Source organism: Sphingobium sp. GW821-FHT02B05 (assembly GCF_059421905.1).
Window position 1 is genome coordinate 1 of the sequence record NZ_JBWKVW010000007.1, and the last position, 25,566, is coordinate 25,566.

Annotated in this window: 28 protein-coding genes and 1 pseudogene; 15 read left to right on the plus strand and 14 right to left on the minus strand. The window is 63.1% G+C overall.

Features of this window, described 5'->3' with window-relative positions:
- From AC07UX_RS16905 to AC07UX_RS16925, 5 genes are all read right to left on the minus strand, one after another.
- Positions 1–690, minus strand: a 690-nt coding sequence (locus AC07UX_RS16905; protein ID WP_495193141.1) for an NADPH-dependent F420 reductase, incomplete at its 3' end; no start/stop codon positions are given.
- Positions 691–751: 61 nt separating this feature from the next.
- Complete coding sequence (locus AC07UX_RS16910; RefSeq protein ID WP_495193142.1) at positions 752–1,204, minus strand: MarR family winged helix-turn-helix transcriptional regulator; 453 nt, start codon at positions 1,202–1,204, stop codon at positions 752–754.
- Between the two features lie 77 nt (positions 1,205–1,281).
- Positions 1,282–2,103, minus strand: a complete 822-nt coding sequence (locus AC07UX_RS16915) for an SDR family oxidoreductase (protein WP_495193143.1) — start codon at positions 2,101–2,103, stop codon at positions 1,282–1,284.
- 4 nt (positions 2,104–2,107) lie between these two features.
- The gene (locus tag AC07UX_RS16920) at positions 2,108–3,115 is read right to left on the minus strand and encodes an aldo/keto reductase (RefSeq protein ID WP_495193144.1); all 1,008 of its coding nucleotides are present in this window, start codon (positions 3,113–3,115) and stop codon (positions 2,108–2,110) included.
- A 37-nt stretch (positions 3,116–3,152) separates the two neighbouring features.
- A complete protein-coding gene (locus AC07UX_RS16925) occupies positions 3,153–3,986 on the minus strand; it encodes an SDR family oxidoreductase (RefSeq protein ID WP_495193145.1) in 834 nt (277 codons plus the stop codon).
- Positions 3,987–4,107: 121 nt separating this feature from the next.
- On the opposite strand from AC07UX_RS16925, the gene AC07UX_RS16930 reads away from it, so the two are divergent.
- The 6 genes from AC07UX_RS16930 (at position 4,108) to arsH (ending at position 8,137) form a co-directional block, all read left to right on the plus strand.
- A complete protein-coding gene (locus AC07UX_RS16930; RefSeq protein ID WP_495193146.1) occupies positions 4,108–5,010 on the plus strand; it encodes a LysR family transcriptional regulator in 903 nt (300 codons plus the stop codon).
- Between the two features lie 129 nt (positions 5,011–5,139).
- Positions 5,140–5,472, plus strand: coding sequence for an ArsR/SmtB family transcription factor (locus AC07UX_RS16935; protein ID WP_495193147.1), 333 nt, complete (start codon positions 5,140–5,142; stop codon positions 5,470–5,472).
- Positions 5,473–5,480: 8 nt separating this feature from the next.
- Positions 5,481–5,912 carry an arsenate reductase (glutaredoxin) gene (gene arsC / locus AC07UX_RS16940; protein WP_495193148.1) on the plus strand — a complete coding sequence of 144 codons (432 nt, stop codon included), beginning with the start codon at positions 5,481–5,483 and terminating at the stop codon, positions 5,910–5,912.
- The gene (gene arsB / locus AC07UX_RS16945) at positions 5,909–6,970 is read left to right on the plus strand and encodes an ACR3 family arsenite efflux transporter (RefSeq protein WP_495193149.1); all 1,062 of its coding nucleotides are present in this window, start codon (positions 5,909–5,911) and stop codon (positions 6,968–6,970) included. The genes arsC and arsB overlap by 4 nt, the downstream gene beginning before the upstream one ends.
- A complete protein-coding gene (locus tag AC07UX_RS16950) occupies positions 6,967–7,257 on the plus strand; it encodes a GNAT family N-acetyltransferase (protein ID WP_495193150.1) in 291 nt (96 codons plus the stop codon). Before arsB ends, AC07UX_RS16950 begins: the two co-directional genes overlap by 4 nt.
- Positions 7,258–7,396: 139 nt before the next feature.
- A complete protein-coding gene (gene arsH / locus AC07UX_RS16955; protein ID WP_495193151.1) occupies positions 7,397–8,137 on the plus strand; it encodes an arsenical resistance protein ArsH in 741 nt (246 codons plus the stop codon).
- Between the two features lie 203 nt (positions 8,138–8,340).
- On the opposite strand, the gene AC07UX_RS16960 is transcribed toward arsH, so the two are convergent.
- From AC07UX_RS16960 to AC07UX_RS16975, 4 genes are all read right to left on the minus strand, one after another.
- The gene (locus AC07UX_RS16960; protein WP_495193152.1) at positions 8,341–9,108 is read right to left on the minus strand and encodes a glucose 1-dehydrogenase; all 768 of its coding nucleotides are present in this window, start codon (positions 9,106–9,108) and stop codon (positions 8,341–8,343) included.
- Between the two features lie 54 nt (positions 9,109–9,162).
- A complete protein-coding gene (locus tag AC07UX_RS16965; RefSeq protein ID WP_495193258.1) occupies positions 9,163–10,146 on the minus strand; it encodes an aldo/keto reductase in 984 nt (327 codons plus the stop codon).
- Positions 10,147–10,388: 242 nt separating this feature from the next.
- Positions 10,389–11,105, minus strand: a complete 717-nt coding sequence (locus AC07UX_RS16970; RefSeq protein WP_495193153.1) for a nitroreductase — start codon at positions 11,103–11,105, stop codon at positions 10,389–10,391.
- A gap of 35 nt (positions 11,106–11,140) precedes the next feature.
- Positions 11,141–12,295, minus strand: coding sequence for an NADH-dependent flavin oxidoreductase (locus AC07UX_RS16975; RefSeq protein WP_495193154.1), 1,155 nt, complete (start codon positions 12,293–12,295; stop codon positions 11,141–11,143).
- A gap of 118 nt (positions 12,296–12,413) precedes the next feature.
- Between AC07UX_RS16975 and AC07UX_RS16980 the strand changes: the two genes are divergently transcribed.
- Positions 12,414–13,307: a LysR family transcriptional regulator gene (locus AC07UX_RS16980; RefSeq protein ID WP_495193155.1), complete on the plus strand. Its 894-nt coding sequence runs from the start codon at positions 12,414–12,416 to the stop codon at positions 13,305–13,307.
- A 256-nt stretch (positions 13,308–13,563) separates the two neighbouring features.
- On the opposite strand, the pseudogene AC07UX_RS16985 reads toward AC07UX_RS16980, so the two are convergent.
- The 4 genes and pseudogenes from AC07UX_RS16985 to AC07UX_RS17000 form a co-directional block, all read right to left on the minus strand.
- Positions 13,564–13,713: pseudogene (locus AC07UX_RS16985) on the minus strand (YhaZ family DNA alkylation repair protein); the annotation flags it as partial.
- Positions 13,714–13,827: 114 nt separating this feature from the next.
- Positions 13,828–15,036, minus strand: a complete 1,209-nt coding sequence (pcaF, locus tag AC07UX_RS16990; protein ID WP_495193156.1) for a 3-oxoadipyl-CoA thiolase — start codon at positions 15,034–15,036, stop codon at positions 13,828–13,830.
- Positions 15,037–15,057: 21 nt separating this feature from the next.
- The gene (locus tag AC07UX_RS16995; protein ID WP_495193157.1) at positions 15,058–15,714 is read right to left on the minus strand and encodes a 3-oxoacid CoA-transferase subunit B; all 657 of its coding nucleotides are present in this window, start codon (positions 15,712–15,714) and stop codon (positions 15,058–15,060) included.
- Positions 15,715–15,729: 15 nt separating this feature from the next.
- The gene (locus AC07UX_RS17000; protein ID WP_495193158.1) at positions 15,730–16,419 is read right to left on the minus strand and encodes a 3-oxoacid CoA-transferase subunit A; all 690 of its coding nucleotides are present in this window, start codon (positions 16,417–16,419) and stop codon (positions 15,730–15,732) included.
- Positions 16,420–16,515: 96 nt separating this feature from the next.
- Between AC07UX_RS17000 and AC07UX_RS17005 the strand changes: the two genes are divergently transcribed.
- Positions 16,516–17,295, plus strand: coding sequence for an IclR family transcriptional regulator domain-containing protein (locus tag AC07UX_RS17005; RefSeq protein ID WP_495193159.1), 780 nt, complete (start codon positions 16,516–16,518; stop codon positions 17,293–17,295).
- 8 nt (positions 17,296–17,303) lie between these two features.
- Here the strand turns inward: AC07UX_RS17005 and AC07UX_RS17010 are convergent, their stop codons facing one another.
- Positions 17,304–17,807: a MarR family winged helix-turn-helix transcriptional regulator gene (locus tag AC07UX_RS17010; RefSeq protein WP_495193160.1), complete on the minus strand. Its 504-nt coding sequence runs from the start codon at positions 17,805–17,807 to the stop codon at positions 17,304–17,306.
- Positions 17,808–17,915: 108 nt separating this feature from the next.
- On the opposite strand from AC07UX_RS17010, the gene AC07UX_RS17015 reads away from it, so the two are divergent.
- From AC07UX_RS17015 to AC07UX_RS17045, 7 genes are read left to right on the plus strand one after another with little or no spacing between them, the layout of a single operon-like run.
- Complete coding sequence (locus AC07UX_RS17015; protein ID WP_495193161.1) at positions 17,916–18,857, plus strand: hydroxymethylglutaryl-CoA lyase; 942 nt, start codon at positions 17,916–17,918, stop codon at positions 18,855–18,857.
- Positions 18,850–19,578: an enoyl-CoA hydratase/isomerase family protein gene (locus AC07UX_RS17020; protein WP_495193162.1), complete on the plus strand. Its 729-nt coding sequence runs from the start codon at positions 18,850–18,852 to the stop codon at positions 19,576–19,578. Before AC07UX_RS17015 ends, AC07UX_RS17020 begins: the two co-directional genes overlap by 8 nt.
- Positions 19,575–20,732 carry a CaiB/BaiF CoA transferase family protein gene (locus AC07UX_RS17025; RefSeq protein WP_495193163.1) on the plus strand — a complete coding sequence of 386 codons (1,158 nt, stop codon included), beginning with the start codon at positions 19,575–19,577 and terminating at the stop codon, positions 20,730–20,732. The genes AC07UX_RS17020 and AC07UX_RS17025 overlap by 4 nt, the downstream gene beginning before the upstream one ends.
- On the plus strand, positions 20,729–21,487 hold the full coding sequence (locus tag AC07UX_RS17030; RefSeq protein ID WP_495193164.1) for an enoyl-CoA hydratase/isomerase family protein: 759 nt from the start codon (positions 20,729–20,731) through the stop codon (positions 21,485–21,487). The genes AC07UX_RS17025 and AC07UX_RS17030 overlap by 4 nt, the downstream gene beginning before the upstream one ends.
- Positions 21,488–21,537: 50 nt before the next feature.
- Positions 21,538–23,097, plus strand: coding sequence for a class I adenylate-forming enzyme family protein (locus AC07UX_RS17035; protein WP_495193165.1), 1,560 nt, complete (start codon positions 21,538–21,540; stop codon positions 23,095–23,097).
- Positions 23,094–24,095, plus strand: coding sequence for an NAD(P)H-dependent flavin oxidoreductase (locus AC07UX_RS17040; RefSeq protein WP_495193166.1), 1,002 nt, complete (start codon positions 23,094–23,096; stop codon positions 24,093–24,095). Before AC07UX_RS17035 ends, AC07UX_RS17040 begins: the two co-directional genes overlap by 4 nt.
- 13 nt (positions 24,096–24,108) lie before the next feature.
- On the plus strand, positions 24,109–25,536 hold the full coding sequence (locus tag AC07UX_RS17045) for an NAD-dependent succinate-semialdehyde dehydrogenase (protein WP_495193167.1): 1,428 nt from the start codon (positions 24,109–24,111) through the stop codon (positions 25,534–25,536).
- The last annotated feature ends 30 nt before the right edge of the window (positions 25,537–25,566 follow it).

The window sequence follows — 25,566 nt, forward strand, 5'->3', positions numbered from 1 at the left end:
GTACTTCGCGCCGAAGGTGAGGACGACGGCCATGCCCGCGTCACGGCGCGCCGGGCCGAGGTCGCGGTCCGCCAGCGTCAGCGCCTCGCGTAGCTGGTCGACCGTCAGGGCGGTGCAATAGGCCGGGCTACCCGTCTGAATGCGCCAGGATTCGGCGATGCCGCCCGCATCGACCGCGTCGAAACCGGTCGCCTCGACCAGCTCCATCGCGATCGCCTTGGCGGCCGCATCGTCGCCGGCTACCGGGATGGCGGTGCGTCCGGCCTCGCCCTTCGCCTTCCCATCCTTGCGCAGGGTTCCGGCCAGCACGGCGTTCCAGGCGCGCGTCACCGGGCGGCCGATCTGTTCGGCAACCCATTCGCTTTCCAGCTGGCCCTCGTCGATCGCCGCGATATGGCCGTCGCGCAGCGGATAGTAATTGGATGTGTCGATGACCGCGACCTCCGCAGGAACGCTGGCCAGCAGGTCCTTGAGTGGCGGCATCTTGGCGAGCGGAATGGACAGGATGATGGCATCAACATCCTGCAGCGCTTCGCTGCTGGTCACTGCCGTGGCCCCGGTTTCCTGCGCCAGATCGCGCAGCGTATCGGGACCGCGCGAATTGGCGACCCGCACGTCATGGCCGGCCGCGCTGAGTTTGCGCACCAGAGTTTCGCCGATGAAGCCGACGCCGAGAATTCCGATTTTCATGACACAGGGACTTTCGTGAAGGGTGAGGAATACTCACCGGGAGGGGGCGACGGGCGTATCGTCATTCCGTTGGTGGCCGCGCAAAACCTTCGAGCGTGTCGCGCAGGTCGGCTAGTCCGGCATCGGTCAGGGCGCAGGCGGATTTGATCTGTCCGCTCACCCGCCAGGCTTCCTGCTGCAAGGCGCGGCCCTTGACGGTGAGGTCCACCAGCACACGCCGCTCGTCGCTCGCGTCGCGGCGCCGCGTCACAAGTTCGGCGGCTTCCATCCGTTTGAGCAGCGGGGTGATCGTGCCGGTATCCATGCCCAGCTTCGCGCCAAGCTCCCCCACCGATTGCGGCGTGTCCTCAAGCAGCTCCAGCATCACCAGATACTGCGGAAAGGTAAGCCCCAGCGGTTCCAGGAACGGTTTGTGCAGGCGCACCATGCGATTGGCGGCACTGTACAGCGCGAAGGAAAGCTCCTTTGCCACCGCACGCTTTGTCGTAGCAAAATCTCTAGTTGGCGATTCCATCGTGCACTATATAAATCTCGGTGGTTATTCCTGCAAGGGCGTCCCCATCGGCTTGTGCCACCAGCGCTAGCCGGCTTTCAACCGGGCTGGCCGAACCAATGCACGGCTGTGGTCCCTCCATCAACGAGGAAATCGCTGCCCGTGATGTATGCGCCATCGGCACCCATGAGCAGGGCCGCGACATTAGCAATTTCATCTGGCGTCGCCGCACGGCCGGCAACCGAGCTTTCGATCATCTTGCGGTAGCCATCGCCGCGCGGGCCTTGCAACTCGTCATTCGCGAGCGGCGTAATCACGATGCCTGGGCTGATCGCGTTGATGCGTGCGCCGCGGCGGCCCCAGCGCACCGCCTCCGCCTGCACGCGCAAGCCGTTTCCGCGCTTGGACAGCTGGTAGGCGTGGAGAGTATCGTGGACCTCGCCGGGCTTCAGGAACGCTAGGTCGAGCAATTCATCGACAGGCGTGGTGGCGAGTTGCCGGTTCTGCTCGACCGTCAGCGGACCCATCCGATGTCCCGACTGCGACGAGATGACGACACCGGCGCCGCCCCTGGCGATAACCTTGCCAAACTCTTCGAGCAGCAGGGCCGTGCCGTAGAGATCGACCTTCAGGACAGCCTCGATAGGCGCCTGCGACGGTGACACGCCTGCCGCTTGGATCAGGCCAGCCACATCGCCGAGGGTGGTGGCGGTTGCGACCAGCGCTGCGACCGACTCGGGCGACGATATGTCGACGCTGGCGATGCGGGCGTCATAGCCCGCATCGCGCAGCACTTTTGCGGCAACCTCGGCATTTTCGAGGCGGAGGTCGGCCAGCAGCACGATCTTGCCCGCGCTGACCCGCCGGGCGATGGCCTGACCGATCGAGCCTGATCCGACAACGACGACGACTTCGCTCATATCCTTACTCCTTCTCGGGGGCGTCGATGCCGGCCATGGCATTGGCAGCCGGCGCGTAGCGCTCGCCTTCCACTTCGATATCGGCGAGGGCCGTGTCGATTTGGTCGCGATCCGCCTTGGTTAGTTCAAGCTCAGCCGCGCCCAGATTTTCTTCCAGCCGGTGCAGCTTGGTCGTGCCGGGGATAGGCACGATATAGTCTCGCTGGTCTAGCAGCCAGGCAAGTGCGATCTGCGCCGGCGTGGCATCCTTCTCGGCCGCGATGCGCTTGAGCAGGTCGACGAACGATTCGTTCTTGGCGAGGGCTTCGGGCTGGAAGCGCGGGATGCCGGCGCGGAAGTCGTCCTTCTCCAGCTTAATGCCCGCGCTCATCGCCCCGGTCAGGAAGCCCTTGCCGAGCGGGCTGTAGGGCACGAAGCCGATGCCGAGTTCGTCGCAGGCATCCAAAATGCCGTTGGTCTCCGGCGCGCGCCACCACAGCGAATATTCGTTCTGAACGGCGCTGACCGGCTGCACCGCGTGGGCGCGCCTCAGCGTCCGCGCGCCCGGCTCGGAAAGGCCGAAAGCCTTCGCCTTGCCTTCGGTGATCAGGTCGCGCACGACGCCAGCGACATCCTCGATCGGAACGGTCGGATCGACACGGTGCTGGTAGATCAGATCGACCGTCTCGATGCCGAGCCGCTTGAGCGAGCGCTCGACATGGCCGCGAATATTCTCAGGACGGCTTGATACGCCGCGGTTCTCGGAGGTCGCCGGATCGATGTCGAATCCGAATTTGGTGGCGATCACCACCTTGTCGCGGATCGGGCGGAGTGCCTCGCCGATCAGTTCCTCATTAGTCCAGGGACCATAGGCTTCGGCGGTGTCGAAAAAGGTCACGCCCAGCTCATAGGCGCCGCGAATGACGCGGATCGCTTCGGCGTGGGCCGGAGATGCGCCATAGGTGGAGGCGAAGCTCATCGTGCCGAAACCGATCTCGCTGACGGCGAGGCTTCCAAGGTTGCGTTGTTTCATGAAGAGAGTCCTTTGATAATTAGGCGACGGTGCTTGATCAGCCGGGCGTCGGCAACTTGCCGGCGCGCATCGCCGCGATGACTCCGCCATCGATCAACAGGTCGCTTCCCGTGATGAAGCCGGCATCGGGACCGAGGAGGAAGCTGGCGGCAGCTGCGATCTCCTCCGGCGGGGCCATCCGCCTCGATGGCGAGGCGTCGACCATGGCCCGATAGATGTCACCGATTTCGGAATTCAACTCATGGGCCGCGAGCGGCGTCATGATAACGCCTGGGCTGATGGCATTTACGCGGGCACCGCGTGCGCCCCAGTTCATCGCCTCGGCCTGGACCCGCAGGATGTTGGCGCGCTTGGCGACCATGTAGGCGACCAGCGTGTTGGGGATCGAATCTGATTGCAGGCAGGGAAGCGCGAGGAGTTCATCGGCTGGTAGATGAGCCAGCTGCTTTTCATCGTCCTCGGGAAGCTGGCGCATCATGTGTCCCGCCATGCTGGAGACGATGAGGCCCGCACCGCCGCTGGCGATGACCTTGCCAAATTCCTCGAACACGACGGCAGACCCGTAGAGGTCGACTTCCAGAACCTTTTCGACTGGCGCCATATTAGGAGAAAGACCGGCGGTGTTGATGACCTGCATGACCGGGCCCATCGCCGCTGCGGCCTGCGCAAGCGCCTGGACCGACGCGCGAGCAGATACATCGACCTGCTGCGTGGTCACGTCATAGCTGGCCGCATGCAATTCGGTCGCGGCGCGTGCGAGCGTTTCCTCGTTCCAGTCGGCGAGCAGGACAGCTCTGCCGAATCCTTGCCGGCGCGCGATGGCCTGCCCGATGCCGCCTGCGCCGATAACGACAATCACATCTTTGCTCATGGCTCTATCTCCGAACGGGCTCGCGCGTCGCCGAGCCAGTGTGTCGAAGAACGATATAGACCTGCCTCGTTTGATCTATTAGCCACTAAGTTCTGCATGTCCTTATATCTGAGGCTTATCAATGAAGCGCGAGGAATTGAGCGATTTAGCCGTTTTCCTTGCGGTAGCGGAGGCGCGCAGCTTCACTCGTGCGGCGTCTAAGCTCGGGACATCACAGTCGGCGATCAGCCAGATCGTGCGGCGACTGGAGGCCGGCATGGGCGTGAAGCTCCTTACTCGCAACACCCGAAACGTCGCGCCGACAGAGGCTGGTGAACAACTCGTCGCGACACTTCGCCCGGCATTTGACGACATCGACGCCCGGCTTTCAGCCCTCAGCGCGCTCCGAGAGCGGCCGGCCGGCACTGTCCGCATCACCTCAAGCCGACATGCTGCCGAGACCATCCTCTGGCCCGCAGTGGGGCGACTTCTGCGCGACTATCCTGATGTCGCTGTCGAGATTTCGGTCGACAGCCACCTGACTGATATCATCGCCGATCGTTTCGATGCGGGAGTCCGACTGGGCGAGCAGATCGCGAAAGACATGATCGCTGTGCGCATCGGCCCGGAACTGCGCATGGCCGTGGTCGGCGCACCATCCTATTTCGCCACGCACGGACGCCCGAAAACACCGCATGATCTTACGGCGCATGCGTGCATCAACATCCGGATGCAGACGAAAGGCGGGCTCTATACCTGGGAATTCGGGCAGGAAGGACGCGATCTCAACGTCAGGGTGGAAGGCCCGCTCATCCTAAATGATATTCCGATGATCCTCTCAGCCGCCGCCGAGGGCATCGGATTGGCCTGCGTGATGGAGGATCAGGCCGCGACATTGCTCCAATCGGGGCGGCTTGAGCAGGTTTTGGAGGACTGGTGCCCGCCATTTTCAGGATACCATCTTTATTATCCTGACCGACGCCAGTTGCCACCTGCCTTTTCCCTGCTGGTGGAATCACTGCGCTTCAGGAATCGCCCCAAATAGGCTCTCATTCGTCGACCGTTCCGATCCTTCCCGACCAGACACGGTCTTTCGTGACGCGGTGGCCAAGATCGGCTTGTAACAAAGTCAGACGCTTCTTGATTAAATCCATATATCCATTATCTCGGATATATGGACAATGACTCAGCCATTTCGACCCTTGGTGCGCTCGCCCAAGGCACGCGCCTCGATGCATTCCGCCTGCTGGTCCGGCATGAGCCTGACGGTTTGGCCGCCGGCGAGGTCGCCAAGGCGCTCGACGTTCCTCAGAACACCATGTCGGTGCATCTCGCAACCCTAGCGCGTGCCGGACTGATCCGGTCGGAGCGGCGCAGTCGCATCATCAACTACCGCGCCGATCTCGACCAGTTGAAGGCACTTACACTGTTCCTCGTGAAGGACTGCTGTGGCGGCAAGGCGGAGCTTTGCGCGCCGCTGATCGCCGAGCTTAACCCCTGCTGCTGAAGGCTGCCATGACCGTCGATATCATCATCTACCACAACCCCGAGTGCGGGACGTCGCGCAATACGCTGGCGATGATCCAAAACGCCGGCATCGAGCCGCACGTCATCGAGTATCTTAAGACCCCGCCCAACCGCTCGCGTCTGGTCTCGCTGATCGCTCGTATGGGCATCACGCCCCGTGCGCTGCTGCGCGAGAAGGGCACGCCCTATGCCGAGCTTGGCATCGGCGACGTGGCGCTGAGCGATGACCAGCTCATCGACGCGATGATCGAGCATCCGATCCTCATCAATAGGCCGATCGTCGTCTCGCCGCTCGGCGTGAAGCTGTGCCGTCCGTCGGAAGAGGTGCTGGACCTGCTGCCGGCCCGGCAGCGCGGTGCTTTCACCAAGGAAGGTGGCGAGAAGGTCATCGACGACACGGGCAACAGGATTGGCGGATGACCGCCGCCGCTCCGGCCAAGCCGATGATCAGCACATTCGAGCGCTACCTGAGCGTGTGGGTGGCGCTGTGCATCGTGGTCGGGATTGCGCTCGGCTATGCTTTGCCGGGCCTGTTCGCAGCCATTGCCTCGGCCGAGGTGGCGCGCGTAAACCTCGTGGTGGCGGTGCTCATCTGGCTGATGATCATCCCCATGCTTCTCAAGATCGACCTCCGCGCGCTGGGTTCGGTACGCCAGCACTGGAAGGGCGTCGGCGTCACCCTGTTCATCAACTGGGCGGTTAAGCCTTTCTCGATGGCGCTGCTCGGCACGCTGTTCCTGGGTTGGCTGTTTCGGCCTCTGCTGCCGGCCGGCGAAGTCAGCTCCTATATCGCCGGCCTGATCCTGCTGGCTGCCGCGCCCTGCACGGCGATGGTGTTCGTCTGGTCCAACCTCTGCGAGGGCGAGCCGACATACACGCTGAGCCAAGTCGCATTGAACGACGTGATCATGGTGTTCGCGTTCGCACCACTGGTTGGCCTGCTGCTCGGCGTCGCCTCGATCACCGTGCCGTGGGACACGCTGCTGATCTCGGTCATGCTCTACATCGTCGTGCCGGTGATCGCCGCACAGATGATCCGCAGCGCCGTGATCGGATCCGGCGGTCCGGCTGCACTGGACCGGCTGTTGGCAGGACTCGGGCCAGTTTCGCTGCTGGCGCTGCTCACTACGCTGATTCTGCTGTTCGGGTTTCAGGGCGAGGCCATCATCGCCCATCCGCTTGTCATCGCACTTATCGCGGTGCCGATCCTGATCCAGGTCTATTTCAACGCGGGGCTCGCCTACTGGCTGAGCCGCCGGTTCGGGGTGGCGTGGTGCGTGGCGGCGCCCGCTGCGCTGATCGGCGCCTCCAACTTCTTCGAGCTGGCGGTCGCCGCCGCGATCAGCCTTTTCGGGCTCAACTCGGGGGCGGCGCTTGCGACCGTCGTCGGCGTGCTGGTCGAGGTGCCGGTGATGCTGTCTGTGGTCTCTATCGTAAAGCGGACGCGGCCCTGGTACGAAGCGAGAGCGACGGCATGACCCAGATCTATTTCTCGGAAGCTCGGCACGCTGATGATGTCCTGCGGCTCGCGCTTGGCGCCGCGCAGCTCCCAACCGACGATCTCGACGGTCCCGACCAGATGTTCTTCAGCCTCTCCGACGATGAGGGGGTGATCGGATTCATCGGCCTGGAAGGCAAGGGCGCTGACCGGTTGCTCCGCTCGCTGGTCGTGCTGCCAACCCGACGCGGCAAAGGATATGGCCGCATGCTGGTCCAGCGCCTTGAGGCGTCGCCGATCGCGCGGTCGAGCGGCTGCACCTCCTGACCAGCGGCGCCGGAGAGTTCTTTCGCAGGCTCGGTTACGTCGATGCCGATCGTGACGGGGCGCCGGCGTCCATCGCCGCAACCGCGCAGTTCATGTCGCTGTGCGGTCCGCGCGCGACCTATCTCGTCAAGGATGTTGGATGACGCACCTACGTGACTTGGCCGACCCCGAACATTTGCCCGCGCTCGATCGGAGCATTGCGATCACCCGGCCCGGTGCCGGCATGGGCGACGATGAGACGCCGCCTCGCATCCTGCTGCTCTACGGGTCGCTGCGCGAACGCTCGTTCAGCCGGCTCGCGGCCGAAGAAGCGGCTCGGCTGCTGATCCTGTTCGGCGCCGAGGTGCGGATATTTGATCCAAGCGACCTGCCGCTGCCCGATCAGGTGATGGGCGATGATCATCCCGCGGTCCATGAGCTGCGGCAGCATGCGCTGTGGTCCGAAGGCATGGTCTGGTGCAGCCCCGAGCGACACGGTCAGATCACCGGCATCATGAAGGCACAGATCGACCATCTGCCGCTGGAGTTCGGCGGCATGCGCCCGACCCAGGGCCGCACTCTCGCGGTCATGCAGGTGTCGGGCGGCTCGCAGTCGTTCAACGCGGTGAACACCTTGCGCCTGCTCGGCCGCTGGATGCGCATGATCACCATCCCCAACCAGTCGAGCGTGGCAATGGCGTTCAAGGAGTTCGACGAGGCCGGCCGCATGCGCCCGTCAAGCTACTATGACCGGATCGTCGACGTGATGGAGGAACTTGTGCGGTTCACAATCCTGACTCGCCAGCACGCCGACCAGCTCGTTGATCGCTACTCCGAGCGGAAGGCCGCACAGGCGAAGCGGGACGCCGTAGCCGATCTTGCCTCGCGCGCTCTCGGCTGATGGCCCCGGGATTGCCCGCCACCTAAACTTAGAATGACCGCTTATTCTGAAAGATGCCATTTGACCTAACCCGTCTCAACGGCGGCAAAGTCTCACGACACTGTAACCCGCACCCGGCAGCAGCCGACCGGCTTAAGACGTTCCCGATTTGCGGTTGAGCTGCAGGTTTGACCAGAACCTGCCGTCCGGGTGATGACACGGCCTCAGTGAGCAACAAATCCTCCATCAACTGGCAACGCAGCGCCGGCAACGAAACTGGCAGCAGGACTGCATAGCCACAGCACCGCAGCGGCGATTTCCTCAGGTCGACCAAGGCGGCCGATCGGTTGGTCGTGGAGGACCTGCTCAATCGCTTCAGGTGACGTTTCTTTGAGAGATCCCAGCATGGGGGTGTCGACAACGCCTGGGCAAACTGCGTTCACCTGAATGCCTTTGGAGGCATATTCCACCCCGACGCTCTTCGTCAGGCCAAGGACACCATGTTTGGTGCCGTGATAGGCCGCTCGTCCTGCCTGCCCGACAAGGCCCCCCAGCGACGAGCAATTCACGATCGCGCCGCCCCCCTGCTTCTCCATCTGTGTGATCTCGTGCCGCATGCACGACCAGACCCCGCGTAGGTTCACCGCGTTGACGGCGTCGAACGCGTGGGGCGTTTCGTCAATGAACGTGCCGGAGGGGCCAGCGATGCCGGCGTTGTTGAACGCCATGTCGAGCCGACCGTAGGTCGCGACCGCGCGCGCGACCAGGGCCGCGACCTGGGCATCGTCGGAGACATCGCAGGTGACCCCTATCGCCTCATGCCCAGCAACCGTCATCTTATCCGCGGCTACGGCGACGGCATCGCCGTCAATGTCGGCGAGGACGACCGCCGCGCCAGCTTCGGCGAACCCTTTGGCGGCGGCGAGGCCGATGCCCGCGCTGGCACCGGTGACAAGGGCGACCTTGCCTGTAAAGTCGTAGGTTGGGTTCACGATTTCGCTCCTATTCGGATGGGTGCCGAGCGCGCTAGTCTGTGCCGCAGTTGATCAGACGGTGTAGTCGATCTGACTCATATGAGCCTCGCCCATCCGGTCGCCGTAAACGGGGAATTTGGAGAGCGAGGTGTCGATGGCCTGCACATCAGCGTCGGTCAGGTTTAGCTTCGCCGCACCCAGATTTTCGAGGAGGTGCGCCTCCTTGCGGGTGCCAGGGATAGGAACAATGTTGGGTCCCTTCGCAAGCAGCCAGGCGAGCGCGATCTGCGAAGGCGTCGCGCCCTTCGTCTGCGCATAGCTCTTGAGCCACTCGATGATCGGCATGTTCAGCGCCATGAACTGCTTCGAGAAGCGCGGGAAACCGCCACGGAAATCGGCTTCCACATACTGCGTCGTGGTGTCGTACTTTCCCGTGAGGAAGCCTTCGCCCACCGGTGCCCAAGGCACGAAGCCGATACCCAGTTCCTTGCAGGTGTCGAGCACACCGTTCAGTTCGACGTTGCGCGTCCACAGGGAATATTCGCTTTGAACCGCACTGACCGGTTGCACGGCATGCGCGCGGCGGATCGATGCCGCGCTGGCTTCGGAGAGGCCGAAATGCAGCACCTTGCCCTGGGCAATCAGATCCTTGATGGCGCCCGCGACCTCTTCGACCGGCACGGCCGGATCGATGCGATGCTGGTAATAGAGATCGATGCGATCAGTCCGCAGGCGCTTCAGCGATTGCTCGACCGCGGTGCGGATATGTTCGGGGCGGCTGTTCAGCGCGATCGTACCGTCGATCGCGAAACCGAACTTGCTCGCGATCTTCACCTGATCCCGGATGGGTCCCAGCGCCTGGCCGACCAGTTCCTCGTTGATGTAGGGATCATAGACCTCGGCGGTGTCGAAGAAGGTCACGCCGTTCTCGGCTGCAGTGCGGATGGTGCGAATGCACTGCGGGACATCTGCGGGCGGGTTGTAGTTGCCGCTCATGTTCATGCAGCCCGACCCGAGTTCCGAGACTTCGAGCGTGCCGAGTTTACGTGTATTCATGGGGTGATGTCCTGTTGCGAGAGATGGGGTGGGCCTGCTGGTTGGGGCAGCCCAGGATGGCGCGAGGGGAACGGCAGCACCGATCAGAACGGCGCCAAGAAAACCGCGGCGTTCCACGCTGGCTCGATCCCCGCTTCGTTCATCGCCGTGTGTCGCGAGTGCGTCGCTGCGTTCGAAATTCTGGCTCATGGCAATTCCATTTCGTTCACTGGGCCAGATGTTAAGCCGTTCGGGTGCGGCGATCAGGTGTGTAAGGTGACGCTCTGGCCCAGAGCATCCCGGCCCATTCGAACCCTGTTGGCGGGTGTGGTCTCGTCGGGCTGGCCGAACGAAATGCCGTAGAGGAGCTTGAGGTCGTTAGAGATGCCGAGCACATCGCGAACTGTCTGGGCGTAAAGGCCGAGCACCGTCTGCGGCACGCCGCCCAGCCTGCGGGATGCGAGCGCGAGCAGGAAGGTCTGGCCATACATGCCCAGATCGCCCGCGACACGGACACCATCGCCAACAAGAGGCATGAACAACAGGGCGACATGCGGGGCGCCGAAGAACGAGAAATTGACCGAAGCCGCGCGGGCGCGTGCCTCATGATCATCCCGCGTCACCCCGAGATTGCGATAGTAGATCGCACCCTGTTCACGCCGACGCTCATCATAGCGCCCACGAAACCCGCCTTCATCCCAGGTGAAATCGGGCGTCAGGCGGCGGGCGTCATTGGCCGCGTGCAGCGCGCGCGCCAGCTCGTCCCGCTTTGCGCCACTGACAACGTGCATGTTCCACGGCTGCGTGTTGCAGTTGGACGGGGCCTGCTGGGCATCCAGAAGAAGATCGCGCATGAGATCGTCTGCGACCGGCTCCGGCTTGAATGCCCGAAAGGATCGCCGCGCCCGCACGGTTTCAGCGAAGGAAAGCGTGATGTCGGCGCGCGACGCAGGTGTCCCGGATGTCTGATTGTGGACCATGATCGTGTCTCCGTGTGTGTGTCCTTCGGCGAGGGTCAGGATGCCGCCGGCGCAAGCGGCCCTTCATCGGACAGCGCAAACCATCCGGGCATGTTCGCGATGACGGCCTTGAGCTTGGCCGGAATCGCAAGCTCGGCCGCGCGGGACAGGTCGAGCGTGGTCGTCACCGAGCTATCGGCTTCCGCTTCGGCTGCATCCACCCAATCGGGATGCATCACGAGGGCTTGGCCGACGGCAACCAGCGGCAAGCCCATTGTACGAGCCTGCACTGCCTGTGCCGGCGTCCGTACCTGCCCGGCTGCAATGAGCGGGATCCGACCGGCGATGCGTGCAAGGAGATGCTCCACCATCGTAACGCCATCGGCATATTCGAGCGGCCGATCCTCCAGCAGGCTTGCGAGCGAGGCATGAACATAGTCGACGCCCGCATCGATGAGCTGATCGACGAGGATGAAGCTCTCATCGATGCGCAGACCGCCGTCGCCTGGTTCTTCGGGAGAAATACGATAGCCGAGCGCGAACGTTCTTCCCGCTTCGGCGCTGATAACCCGGCGTACTTCGGCAACGACGGCGAGAGGGAAGCGCATACGATTTTCCAGCGATCCGCCCCACTCATCGGTTCGCTGGTCGGTGCGAGGCGACAGGAAGTTCTGGATCAGGAAACCATGGGCGCCATGCAGCTCGATCCCGTCGAAGCCTGCCAGTATCGCCCTGCGCGTCGCATCACCGAAAGCCGTGATGATGTCTGCGATCTCGACAGACGAAAGCGCACGGACTGGTGCGCCCCCCTCCACAAAGGCGCCGGCTTCGATCAATCCTGCACTTGCGCTCACGACATCGCCATCCGGCACGAGGCTGGGCAACGCCTTGTTGCCGGCGTGGAAGATTTGAAGGATTGCCGGGGCGCCGCCGCTTTTGGCTGCATCGGCGAGACGAGTCAGACTGGGCAGAAAATGATCGTCGTAGGATGCGAACTCGTCGGTGAAGCCGATCCCGTTCGGGGTCACATGGCTGCAGCCGGTAATGACGAGACCGACACCGCCGACGCGGGCTCGATAATAACTGTCTTCCTCGTCCGAGATTGTGGCGTCGTCGTTCGCTGACCATGTCGTCATGGGGGCCATGACGATGCGATTTTTGAGGTTCAGGCCTGCGCTCAATTCAAGCGGTTCGAACAAGGGATTGGTCATCGTAAAGGTCCGTCCATGATCATTGCCCGGGCGCGAGCATCTTGCCCATCAAGATAGGCTGCTGGACCTATGTGAGTAGACGCCTATGGTCGCTTGGGTTTATGTGAGATTTGCATATATGCGACGTACCGAACTGAATGATCTTGCCGCGTTCGAAGTGGTTGCGCGCGAAGGCAGTTTCACGCGTGCCGCATCGACGCTCGGCATGTCGCAATCTGCTCTGAGCCATGCGATGCGAGGGCTCGAAGAGCGGCTGAAGGTGCGCTTGCTGGCACGCACGACCCGGTCGGTATCGACAACGGAGGCAGGCGAAATGCTGCTTCGCTCGCTACGCCCGGCGCTGGAGGACATTGCGTCAGGTCTGGCGCAGGTTGGCGCGTTCGGCGCCGCTGCGTCCGGACCGCTTCGCATCACCGCGACCAAGAATGCTATTACCGCGGTCATCCTGCCAGTGCTGCCGGCCTTCCTGGCCTCCCATCCGAACGTCACCGTCGAGATGATCGTCGACGACAATCTGACCGATATCGTTGCCAACCGCTTCGATGCCGGCATTCGGTTCGGTAACATCATTGAAAAGGACATGATTGCCGTTAGGATCGGACCGGACAGGCGCCGTACGGTCGTCGGCTCGCCCGCCTACTTTGCAGCCAATCCGCCACCCGTAAGCCCCCACGATCTCGGCCGCCATGATTGCATCGCATACCGTCTGGTCAAGACAGGCGGTCTTTATGCCTGGGAGTTCGAGGAGGATGGCCGTCCGCTGGATGTGCGGGTCCGAGGATCGTTGGTTTTCAACGATACAGATCTGATGCGGGCATCCGCGATCGCCGGTATGGGAATGGCCTATCTCTACGATGATGATGCCGAACACGACATCAGGGCCGGCAGGCTGGTGCGGGTACTAGAGGATTGGTGTCCGCTGCTGCCTGGCTATTACCTCTATCATCCGAGCCGGCGACAAAGCCCGCCGGCTTTGGTCGCGCTGATCGCAGCATTGCGGAGCGGCTCCTGAGCGCAGCCGGTCGGCGTCGCGAACGACCTGTCTTGCTGGAAGCTAACGTTCAGCGCATTCTACAGCTTCGGCGGCTTCGTCCCACGAGCTTCCGACGGCAATCGGCCAAACCGCGTCTTTCACTGACCAATGATTAAACGGCTGCCCGCGACAAACCTTCCGTTCGCCAGACCTGAAGGGTCGCTCCGATCAGCAAATTTGAAGCCTATGTTGTCCATCAATTCGCCAATGTCCTTGCGGCAGTATTGGTAGTTGCTCAGGCGGAAGGATCCCTTGCGATTTCAAAATCAGCGTTTGCCATCGTCAGCCCGTTGACGATGAGCTCACCCTCATGGCGGCCGGGTTGATGGCGCCGCGTACTGGAATTCCGAATGGTCTGGCGAATTCCCAACGTGGCGGTTTGTCCGGCAGGGCTGTCGAACCCGGAGCATCACGGTTGACATCGGACGCCGTCATTGCGCGCCTGAATATCCTTCAATAGAGCGCAAGCACCACCTGCGGAAGCCAGTTGTTCACGTCTTCAGATCCGCTCTACCGCCAGTGCCAAACCCATGCCCACGCCTATGCAAAGGGTGGCGAGACCGCGCCGGCCGCCCGTCTGTTCCAGCTGATGCACCAGCGTCATCGCGAGCCGCGCGCCCGACATGCCAAGGGGATGGCCGAGCGCGATTGCCCCGCCGTTTGCATTCACATGAGGCGCGTCGTCGGGAAGGCCAAGGCCGCGCATGACGGCCAGGCCCTGGCTTGCGAAAGCCTCGTTCAGTTCGATCGCGTCGAAGTCGCCGATGGAAAGGCCAAGCCGCGCGAGCAGCTTCTGAGTCGCCGGCAGCGGCCCGATGCCCATCACGCGGGGTTCCACCCCGACCGACGCCATGCCCAGGATGCGCGCGCGGGGGGTAAGGCCATGCGCCTTTGCTGCGGCCTCGCTTGCGATGATCATCGCGGCGGCGCCGTCATTGATGCCCGATGCGTTGCCGGCGGTCACGCTGCCGTCCGGGCCGAACAGCGGCTTGAGTTTCTGCAAGGCCTCGATCGTCGCGTCGGCGCGCGGATGCTCATCGGTATCGACAAGAATTACCTCGCCTTTCTTGCGACCGGGCACGGCAACCGGCGCGATTTCCTTGGCCAGGAACCCGCTCTGCTGGGCAGCAACGGCACGTTGCTGGCTGCGCAGGGCAAAGGCGTCCTGATCGCCGCGGCTGATCCGATGATCCTGCGCGACATTTTCGCCAGTACGCGGCATGGTTTCTGTGCCGTGAAGCACGTCGAGCGCCGGGTTGACGAACCGCCAGCCCATCGTCGTATCCTCGATTTTCTGATTGCGACCGAACGCAGTGTCGGCCTTGCCCATCACGAACGGTGCGCGAGTCATGCTTTCGACCCCGCCGGCGATCGCCAACGCCATCTCGCCGCTGCGAATTGCGCGCGCCGCTGCTCCCACCGCCTCAAGCCCCGACGCGCACAAGCGATTGATCGTCACGCCCGGCACCGACACAGGCAGGCCGGCGAGCAGCAGGCTCATGCGCGCGACATTGCGATTATCCTCACCTGACTGATTGGCGCAACCATAGAAGACCTCCTCAATGACCGCCGGATCAAGAGCGGGATTGCGGGCGAGCAGCGCCTTCATGGGCAGCGCGCCCAGATCGTCGGCGCGAATATTGGCGAGGATGCCGCCATAACGGCCGATGGGCGTGCGGATGGCGTCGCAGATGAAGGCCTCGGTCATATTTGTCGTCCTTGTTCTTGGTCAGGCAGGCTTGGTTTCGGCCGCAAGTAAGAGAGGCACGCCGGTAAGCCTGTGCAGTTCCTCGATCGACAGGCCGTCGACCATTTCGACCACCTGTGCACCCCGCGGGCCGACATCGAAAACGGCAAGATCGGTATAGACTCGCGACACACAGCGAAGGCCGGTCAGCGGATAGGTGCAGTTTTCGACCAGCTTGCTATCCCCCTGCTTTGTCAGCAATTCCATCATGACGAAGGTCTGCCGGGCGCCAATCGCCAGATCCATCGCCCCGCCCACGGCAGGGATCGCCCCCGCCTCGCCCGTGTGCCAGTTGGACAGGTCGCCGTGCACCGACACCTGGAACGCGCCCAGCACGCAGATGTCGATATGGCCGCCGCGCATCATCGCGAAACTGTCGGCATGGTGGAAATAGCTGCCCCCGGTCAGCAGCGTGACAGCCTGCTTGCCCGCATTGATCAGTTCCCAATCTTCCTCGCCGGGTGCAGGCGCCGGCCCCATCCCCAGCAAGCCGTTCTCGCTTTGCAGGAATATCTCGCGTTCCTGCGGCAGGTAGTTGGCGACCTTAGTGGGCAGGCCGATGCCCAGATTGACATAGGCGCCCTCGGGAATGTCACGGGCGACGCGGGCGGCCATCTGGTCGCGGGTGAGACGGTTCATGCAGATTTCTCCCGATCAGGCGGCGATGGTGTGGCTGGTTGCGGGTGCGATTTGCACGACGCGCTGGACGAAGATGCCGGGCGTCACCACGACTTCGGGGTCGAGGCGGCCCAGTTCGACCACCTCGCTCACCTGTGCGATGGTGGTGTTGGCCGCCATCGCCATGATCGGGCCGAAATTGCGGGCGGTCTTGCGATAGACGAGGTTGCCCCAGCGATCGCCCTTATGCGCCTTGATGAGGGCGAAGTCGGCGCGGATCGGATATTCCAGTACATGGTGCACGCCGTCGATCTCGCGGGTTTCCTTGCCCTCGGCGAGCAGCGTGCCATAACCGGTCGGCGTGAAGATGGCGCCAAGGCCGGCGCCCGCCGCCTGGATGCGCGCGGCCAGATTGCCCTGCGGCACCAGTTCCAGTTCGATCTGCCCGGCACGGAATGCGGCATCGAAATGATGCGAATCCGACTGGCGTGGGAATGAGCAGATGATCTTTCTGACCCGCTGCGCCTTGATGAGAGCGGCAACGCCCGTCTCGCCATTACCGGCATTGTTGTTGATGATGGTAAGGTCTCCGACACCGCGTTCGATCAGAGCGTCGATCAGTTCATCGGGCATGCCCGCCGTACCAAAACCGCCTATCATGACCGATGCGCCGTCGTGAATGTCAGCCACTGCTTCCTGTGCGCTGGCCCATTGCTTGTCGATCATGCGACTCTCCTGCTCACTCAATCCTGTGTCCCCGTTCCGCACCGCTCATCTTGCGTCAACCGATAAACGTGATATTGTCCGATTATCGTTTATTTGATGAGGCGAATTATGCTGGAAGCGGACGGCGATCCCGAATTCATGACCTCGCTGGCGCGCGGGCTGGCAGTGCTGCGCTGCTTCGCAGATGCGCAAGCGCCTATGACGATCGCGCAGGCCAGCCGCATGACCGGCCTTAGCAGGCCAGCGGTCAAACGCTGCCTGCATACGCTGGTCCGGTTGGGCTATGCCGCGCAGGACGGCACGCATTATGTTCTGCGGCCCAAGGTGCTGGCGCTGGGCTACGCCTATCTCTCGTCCAGTTCGCTGGCGGTGAGGACGCAGCCGCTGCTCGATCATTTGCGCGATCAGCTGCACGAAAGCTGCTCCCTCGGCGTCATCGAGGAGGATGAGGTCTATTATGTCGCGCGCGCCGAGACCTCCCGTATCATGTCGATCGCGCTGCGGGCGGGCAGTCGCCTGCCACTCTATTGCACGTCTATGGGCAGGGTATTGCTGGCGGCGCAGGACAGGGCAGCCCAGGCAGCCTATCTGCGACGCACGGACCTGATCGCCCGGACGGAGCGCACCTGCGTCCAGCCTTCGGCGTTGCTCGATCTGTTGGCGAGCGTGGCGGAAGAAGGCTATGCGATCGTGGATCAGGAACTGGAGCTGGGGTTGCGATCGATCTCCGTGCCGGTGATAGGACGCCGGGGCGTCGTAGCAGCCGTCAATATCGGGACGCAGGCGGCGCGCGTACCAATGACCGAATTGCGGACATGCTATCTGCCGGCGCTGCGCCATGTGGCGCAGGAATTAAGTGCGATCGGCTTTGGGTGAGGCGCTGTTCAGTCTTCGGGAAGTGCGCCATCTGTCTCCGCGACGATGAAGTCCTTCGCAGTCCGGCTTAGCCGATCCAGCGCCGATTGCAGCAACTCAAGCTCTTGCGGCGACAAGGCCGCCCGGAACGCCTGATCGCGGTCTCTGGCCGCTGCGATCAACGCTGCATAGCGCGCCTGTCCGTCGTCGGACAAATTGAGTTCGACAGCGCGACGCCCTGCTGGCGAAGGGCAGCGCGTGACGAGACCGCGCTCTATCAGGGACGAAACCACCCGGCTCATCTGCGCCTTGTCTAGGCCCGATTCGCGCGCCAACTGCATCAGGCTGAGGCCAGGAGTTGCCGAAAGCAGCGCAATGGCTCGCCATTCGCCCAGGCTGACATCGCTTTCACGCCGGAATCGCAGTGCGGCACTGCGCGACATCAGCCCTGCGGCCCGCGACACCCGATAGGAAATGAGGTCGCGTATGGTCGCGGCTTCAGCAACGTTCGCCGACTTTCGCTCGCCCTTCATCTCAGATTTCTTGCCCACCATTATAATCTTGCGCTCACTGTTGACTATATCAACACATAGTCCTATCTCAGCCCTTGACCTAACAGAATAGAGTGGTGGAGGGAAAGCATGTCCGATCCCCTAGTGATCTGCGAATGTTTTGCGCGAGACGGTCTCCAGCATGAGACGGTCGAAGTGCCCACCGAGGGCAAGATTGCCGCGATCGACGCTTTCGCCAAAGCCGGTTTTCGCAGGATCGAAGCGACCAGCTACAGCCACCCCGCGCGCGTCCCGGCCTTTAAGGATGCCAGTGCGGTGCTGGCCGGAATAACCCGGCGCGATGGCGTGCGGTTTAAGGCCACTTGTCCCAATCTTCGTGCCATAGACCGCGCCATTGTCGATCAGGACGCCGGGCATGGCGCCGAGGAATTAAGCTTGCTGGTCTCCGCGACCGAGGCGCATACCGAACGCAATCTGCGCACCACCCGCGACCAGCAATGGCGCAATGTCGCCGACATGGCCGAAGCGGCCAATGGCCGCTTTACGCTCGTCGGTGTGATCTCCATGGCGTTGGGCTGCCCGTTCGAGGGCTATGTCGATCCTGATAGCGTCGTTGCCGATGTCGAACGCTTCGCCTGCCTGGGTGTGCGGCTCGTCACGATTGGCGACACGACCGGATATGCCACCCCCTCATCAGTCAAGACGCTGTTCCGCAAGCTGGCGTCGGCGGTTCCCAATGTCATTCCGGTTGCGCATTTCCACAATACGCGCGGGTCCGGGATCGCCAACTGCATGGCAGCGCTGGAAGTCGGCGCCACCCATTTCGACAGTTCAATCGGCGGCGTCGGCGGCCATCCGGCGCAGATCCAATATGGCGAGGGGCTGACCGGCAACGTGGCCACAGAGGACCTGGTCAACCTGCTGGAAGCCGAAGGTGTTGATACCGGCATCGATCGTGACGCGCTGCTGGCCGCGTCGCAATATTGTGAGCGGTTGATCGGCCGCGAACTCCATTCTCTTGTGGCGCGCTCAGGTTTCGGGCTGCGCATGAAGGAAATAGCCCATGCATAACGACGTTCTTCTCACCGAGGATCGCGGACCGATCCGCATCCTGCGGATGAACCGCCCCGAACAGTTGAACGCGCTCAACACGCCGCTAACCCAGGCGCTTCTGGACGCGCTGGCTACCGCGGAGGCCGATAGCGACGTGCGCGCCATAGTGCTGACCGGGGAAGGGCGCGGCTTCTGTTCCGGGGCGGATCTTACCGAGTTCAAGGATCTGACGCCCGATCAGCAAGATCGCGTGGTCAAGCGCGCCGACCTGACGTCGCGCAGCCAGTCCATCATGCAGAAGATCGGCAAGCCGGTCGTAGCCGCTGTCCGTGGACCGGCCGTTGGCGGTGGCGCCGGCCTTGCCGTCGGGTGCGATATGATGGTTGCAGCGACCGACGTGAAATTCGGCTATCCCGAACTCAAACACTCGATCGTGCCCGCGCTGGTCATGACGGGCATGCAGCGGGCGATCGGTCGCAAGCTGGCGTTTGAGCTGTTCAGCACCGGCCGTTTGCTGACGGGCGAAGAGCTGTTCGCGCTGGGAATTGCGAACCGGCTGGTCGAACCTGATGCCGTTGTCGATACTGCGATCGAAATCGCCGAGGCCTGGGTAAAGGCCAGTCCGCTTGCCATGGCAGCGTCCAAATCGCTGTTCTACCGCGTCGCGGATCTCCCATATGAACAGGCGATGGCGGCCGGTCGCGACGTTAACGCCCTGATGCGGAGTTTCCGCAAATGAAGCCGCTCGATGGTATTCGCATTCTCGATTTCTCGCGTGTGCTTGCGGGGCCTTTTTCGACCCAGATTCTTGCTGAAATGGGCGCGGAAGTCATCAAGATCGAGCGCCCTGGCGCCGGCGACGAATCCCGCGTCTTCGAACCGCGCCTGCCCGGTGGCGAGAGCGCCTATTTCTTCGCTCTCAACCGGGGCAAGCGCTCGGTAACGATCGACCTTAAGTCCGACACGGGGCGCGCTGCCGCGCGGGAACTTGCGTCCACCGCCGACATCGTCGTCGAAAATTTCCTGCCAGGCGAGATGGCCAAGCATGGCCTTGACTATGCAAGCCTTTCCGCGATCAACCCGCGCCTCATCTTCGTGTCGAACACCGGCTTCGGCCAGACCGGTCCCTATCGCGATCGCAAGGGTTATGACACGATATTTCAGGCGCTGTCTGGCGTCATGAATCTGACCGGCCATCCCGACGGCCCGCCGGCCAAGGTGGGACTGCCCTTCGCGGACCTGACGTCGGGACTGTGGATTGCCATCGCGATTTTGACCGGCCTCGTCGGCCGGGCGGCGTCGGGGAAGGGCACGCATGTCGATCTGTCGATGATGGACGTGCAGACCAGCCTGTTGACGATTTCTGCCGCGCGCCTGTTCGCACTGGACGAAGATCCGCAACGGGTCGGCACCGAACATCCCGGCCGCGTTCCGTCGGCAGCGTTTCAGTGCCGCGATGGCCGCTGGATCCACATAAGCGGGTCTGACCAGCATTGGGCGCCGGTCTGCCGTGCCTTAGGCCTTGACGCCTTGATCGACGATCCGCGCATGTCGACTAACGCCGCGCGCGTCGCAAATCGCGATGCAGTGATGGGCGAATTGCGGGCGGCCTTTGCTCAGCATGAGCGGGCCGACATCGCGGAGGTCTTGCGCGCCAGTGGCATTCCGGCAGGCGAAGTGAACAGTATTCGCGAGATATTGTCTGATCCCCATATCGTCGATCGGGAGATGGTGGGTCATTTCGACCACCCGATCGAAGGACGCTTTCCCGCGCTGCGCAATCCGCTTCGCTTCGTAGGTTTCGATAATCCCGAAATTGGCGTGCCCCCTATGCTGGGGGCTGACAATGCCGAAATCCTTGGCACGGACCAAAGGGGAGTGGCGGCGCAATGACCGATATGCCAATCCTGTTTTCCCAGCACGACGGTATCGCACGGCTGACACTGAACCGCGCCGCCGCGCGCAATGCCCTCAACCTGCCGATGTGCGTCGCGCTTCGCGAAGCCTTCGAGGAGTTCGACGCCGATCCCGATGTGCGGGTTGTGCTGGTCGACGCTGACGGCCCGGTATTCTGCGCGGGCGCCGATCTCAAGGAGCGGCAGGGCAAGGATGAACGCTGGGTCCGATCGCGCCGGATTGCGTCCTTCGCCGCCTATGAGGCAATCGAGAAATGCAGCAAGCCGGTCGTCGCCGTGGTGGACGGGCCGGTCGTGGGGTCGGGTGGCGAGATCGCGATGGCCTGCGACTTCATTCTTGCCTCCTTCCAGGCCAATTTCCGCTTTCCTGAACCGCAATGGGGCACGGTCGGCGCGACCCAGCGACTACAGCGCGTGATCGGCAAGCGGCGCGCCAAGGAATTGCTGTTCACCGGGCGCAAGATGTCGGCGGAGGAGGCCTATGCGCTGGGTCTTGTGGCCCGGCTGGTCGGTGATGTGGCAGCGGAGGCGGCAATCGTCGCAGCTGACATCGTGAAAGCGCCGCCGCTCGCAATGGCGCTGACCAAGCAGGCGATTGACCTGAGCGAAGAAGTCGCGCTGAGCACGGGCATCCGCATCGAAATGGCGCAGATAGAGCGCAATTTGGCGGACGGCGGCTGGAAAGCGGGCATCGAGCGCTTTGCCCAGTCCGTAAAGCCGAACGGAGAATGACGAGCATGGAGCTTTTGACGATCTGTCCGCTGACGATCGATGCAGCGATAATGCGCGCTTCCGCGACCGCACCCGACGTCGAGGCGATCGTGGCAGCCGACGGGCGCTTGACCTTCGCGCAGGTCGCCGAGGAGGTGGCACGCATCCGCGCCGCACTGGTGGCCGCTGGCGTGAAGAAAGGGGATCATGTCGGGCTGTGCATTGGCAATCGCATCGCGTTCCACACCCTATTTCTGGCGTCAGGCACGATCGGGGCAATTACGGTGCCGATCAACACCCGCTTCCGGGCCGAGGAAATGGCCTATGCGCTCCGCCAGTCGCGGGTCACCATGTTGTTCATGGCCGACCGTTTCCTACGGATCGATTTCATCGAAATGCTGCGGGAAAGTTGTCCGGACATCGATGTGGCATTGCCCGACCCGGCTTTGCCAGATCTGCATACACTCGTAGTATTAGGTAATGATGTGCCGAGCACGGGCATGTCGTTCGAGGACTTTCTTGAGGGCGGAACGCAGCCGGCAGCGCCCGACTGCCATCCTGATGATATCTTGCTGATGCAATATACGTCGGGAACGACGTCCTTCCCGAAGGGCGTGATGCTGCGCCAGCGCAGCATGCTGGCAAATGCCTGGTTTTCCGGCGGACGCATGGGGTTGCGCATCGGCGATCGCTATCACAGCGCGCGCCCCTTCTTCCATGTGGCCGGTAGCACCCTGTCGATACTGTCGGCGCTGCAACATATGGTGACGCTGGTCACGATGGACCGGTTCGAAGGCGACAAGGCGTTGGCCCTGATGGAGGCGGAGCGGTGCACGCATTTCTCCGGCAATGACACCATGGCGCTGATGCTGCTGAACGACCCGACACTGCCCGACCGCAAACTCTGCCTGCGCGGGGCGTGGGCAGCCGCGTCTCCCGCGGTGATGCGGCGGATCATCGATGAGCTGGGCGCGGTGGAGGCCGTTGTCGGCTATGGCCTCTCGGAAGCATCGCCCAACATTGCCCAGTCTGCGTGGTGGGAGCCCGAAGCGGTGCGGGTGGCGGCGCAGATGCGCCCGCAGCCGGGCGTCGAGGTCCGTATCGTCGGACCTGACGGCACGGATCTGCCTACCGGGCAGGACGGCGAGATCGTCGTGCGCGGATGGAATGTCATGGCCGGCTATTTCGACAAGCCCGAGGCGACTGCCGAGGTGCTGAGCGAAACAGGCTGGCTCTCCACCGGCGATCTGGGGCGGCTGGATTGCGACGGCCGCCTGCAATTTCTGGGCAGGGCCAAGGATATCGTGCGTGTCGGGGGCGAGAATGTCGCGCCCGCCGAGATCGAGGACATATTGCACCGTCACCCGGCCGTGCGTCAGGCGGCCGTCATCGGCGTGCCCGACCCACGCTTGATGGAAGTGATCGGCGCCTTCGTGATCCCCAATGAGGGTATGGCGACCGATGGCGAAGCAGTGATCGACTGGTGCAAGGCGCACATGGCCGGGTTCAAGGTGCCGCGCCACATCTGGTTCGTCCCCGATTTCGAGGCGATCGGCATGACCGCCAGTTCCAAGGTGCAGAAAAAGCCGCTCGCCGCCCATGCGCGCAAGCTGCTGGGGATGGACGCATGAGGATCGAGACCGCCATCACCCGGCTGCTCGGCATCGATTTGCCGATCCTTCAGGCCGGCATGTCCTGGGCGTCGTCCAACGCCGCCCTGCCGCTCGCCGTCTCGCGTGCGGGTGGTCTGGGCGTCATCGCGGCAGGACCCATGCGGCTGCCCGCATTGGCCGAAGCGATCGACGAAGTGCGCGCTGGCACGGACAAGCCCTTCGCGGTCAACATGCCGCTTTACCGGCAGGGTGCCGAGGAAGTGCTCGACCTGCTGGAGGCCAAGCGCGTGCCGATCCTGATCGCATCGCAGGGCGGCCCCAAAAAATATCTCGACCGGTTCCGGGCCGTGGGCACGATCTGCCTGCACGTGGTCGCCAGCGAGGAACATGCGCTGAAAGCCGCATCAGCTGGCGTGGACGGCCTGATCGTCGTCGGTGGCGAGGCCGGCGGCCATCCACCAGCCGATCTGGTGTCCACGCTGGTGGTGACGCGCGCGGTGGCGCAGGCTCTTGACGGGGCGATCCCGATCGTCGCGTCGGGCGGCTTTGCCGACGGGGCCGGACTGGCCGCCGCGCTGTCTCTGGGCGCAAGCGCGGCCAATTTCGGGACCCGATTCATGGCGACGCCGGAAGCCAATCTGCACTCCGCCTACAAGGCGGCGGTTCTGGCTGCCGCCACCACCGACACCCGCACGGTCGGGCGGGGCATGGGCATGATCCGTACGCTGACCAATGATTTCGCCGAAGCCATGCTGGCGGCCGAAACCATGGCCATGCCGATGGACGAGCGTAAGGCGATGTTCGCCGCCTCCACGCTCAAGATGGCGGCATTTGACGGTGACGTCGCGCACGGAAAGGTGGAGGCCGGGCAATCTGTCGGCCTGGTCCGCGCTTTGGAACCCGCCGGTGACATCGTCCGCCGGATCGCCGCCGGATATCTCGCCGTCCGCGCCGGATTGCCCGGCTCCGACGCTGTTTCTGAACCCAGGGACGCGGTTCTGACCGCCACCCGCTGAACGGAAGTTTCCCATGACCTATACTGACACTCAGCTTTTCATAGACGGCGCCTGGACGGGTTCCGCCGAGATCGACGTCGTCAATCCGGCAACCGGCGAACGTATCGGCGGCCTGGCGAAGGCGACGATCGCCGACCTCGACCGCGCGCTGGAAGCGGCTGAAAAGGGCTTTGCTGTTTGGCGCAAGATGTCCGCCTTCGAACGGTGCGGCATCATGCGCAAGGCCGCTCAGCTGATGCGTGAGCGCGCCGACACGGCGGGCCGGTTGATGACGCTGGAACAAGGAAAGCCCTTCCCGGAAGCCAAGATGGAAGCGATGTCGGCTGCCGACATGGTTGACTGGTTCGCGGAAGAAGGCCGCCGTGCCTATGGCCGCATCATCCCGTCGCGCCTGCCCGGCGTGTACCAGATGGTCATCAAGGAGCCGGTCGGTCCGGTCGCGGCCTTTACCCCCTGGAATTTCCCGATCAACCAGGCGGTGCGCAAGATTTCCGCCGCGCTTGCATCCGGCTGCTCGATCATCGTCAAAGGACCGGAGGAAACCCCCGCCGCTTGCGCGGAAATGGTTCGTGCTTTCGCCGATGCAGGCCTCCCGGCGGGTGTGCTGAACCTCGTCTATGGCGATCCGGCCGAGATTTCCTCTTATCTCATCCCGCATCCGGTGATCCGCAAGATGTCCTTCACCGGATCGACGCCGGTGGGCAAGCAGCTCGCCGGGATCGCCGGTCAGCATATGAAGCGCGCGACGATGGAACTGGGCGGGCACGCGCCCGTGCTGGTGTTCGACGATGCCGATGTGACCGGCGCCGTCACCTTCATGGCGGGGTTCAAATATCGCAATGCGGGGCAGGTTTGCACCTCGCCCACGCGCTTCCTGGTCCAGGACGGCGTGTTCGATCCGTTTGTCTCGCAGTTCGTTGATTTCGCCAAGGGCGTCAAGGTCGGCGACGGCATGGCAGAGGGCACGCAGATGGGCCCGCTCGCCAATGCGCGCCGCGTGACCGCGATGGAAGCGCTCATCAAGGATGCGGTAGATCGTGGCGGCAAGCTGCTGACCGGCGGCAGCCGCATCGGGAACCGGGGCAATTTCTTCGAGCCATCGGTGCTGGTCGACGTTCCGCTGGAGGCACGCATCATGAGCGAGGAGCCATTCGGGCCGGTCGCCGTCATCAACCGCTTCCAGAGCTATGAGGACGCGATCATCGAAGCGAACCGCCTACCGTTCGGCCTGTCGGCCTATGGCTTCACTAAGTCGCAGTCGACTGCCCACAAGCTGGCGCAGGATGTCGAGAGTGGCATGATGTCGATCAACCATATCGGCCTCGCCTTCCCCGAAGTGCCCTTCGGGGGGGTCAAAGAAAGCGGCTATGGGACCGAGGGCGGCGCCGACGCGCTGGAGCCCTATCTTGTCGCCAAATATGTCACCCAGGCCAACGCCTGATCCCCACGGAAAAAAATAAAAAGGGATCAA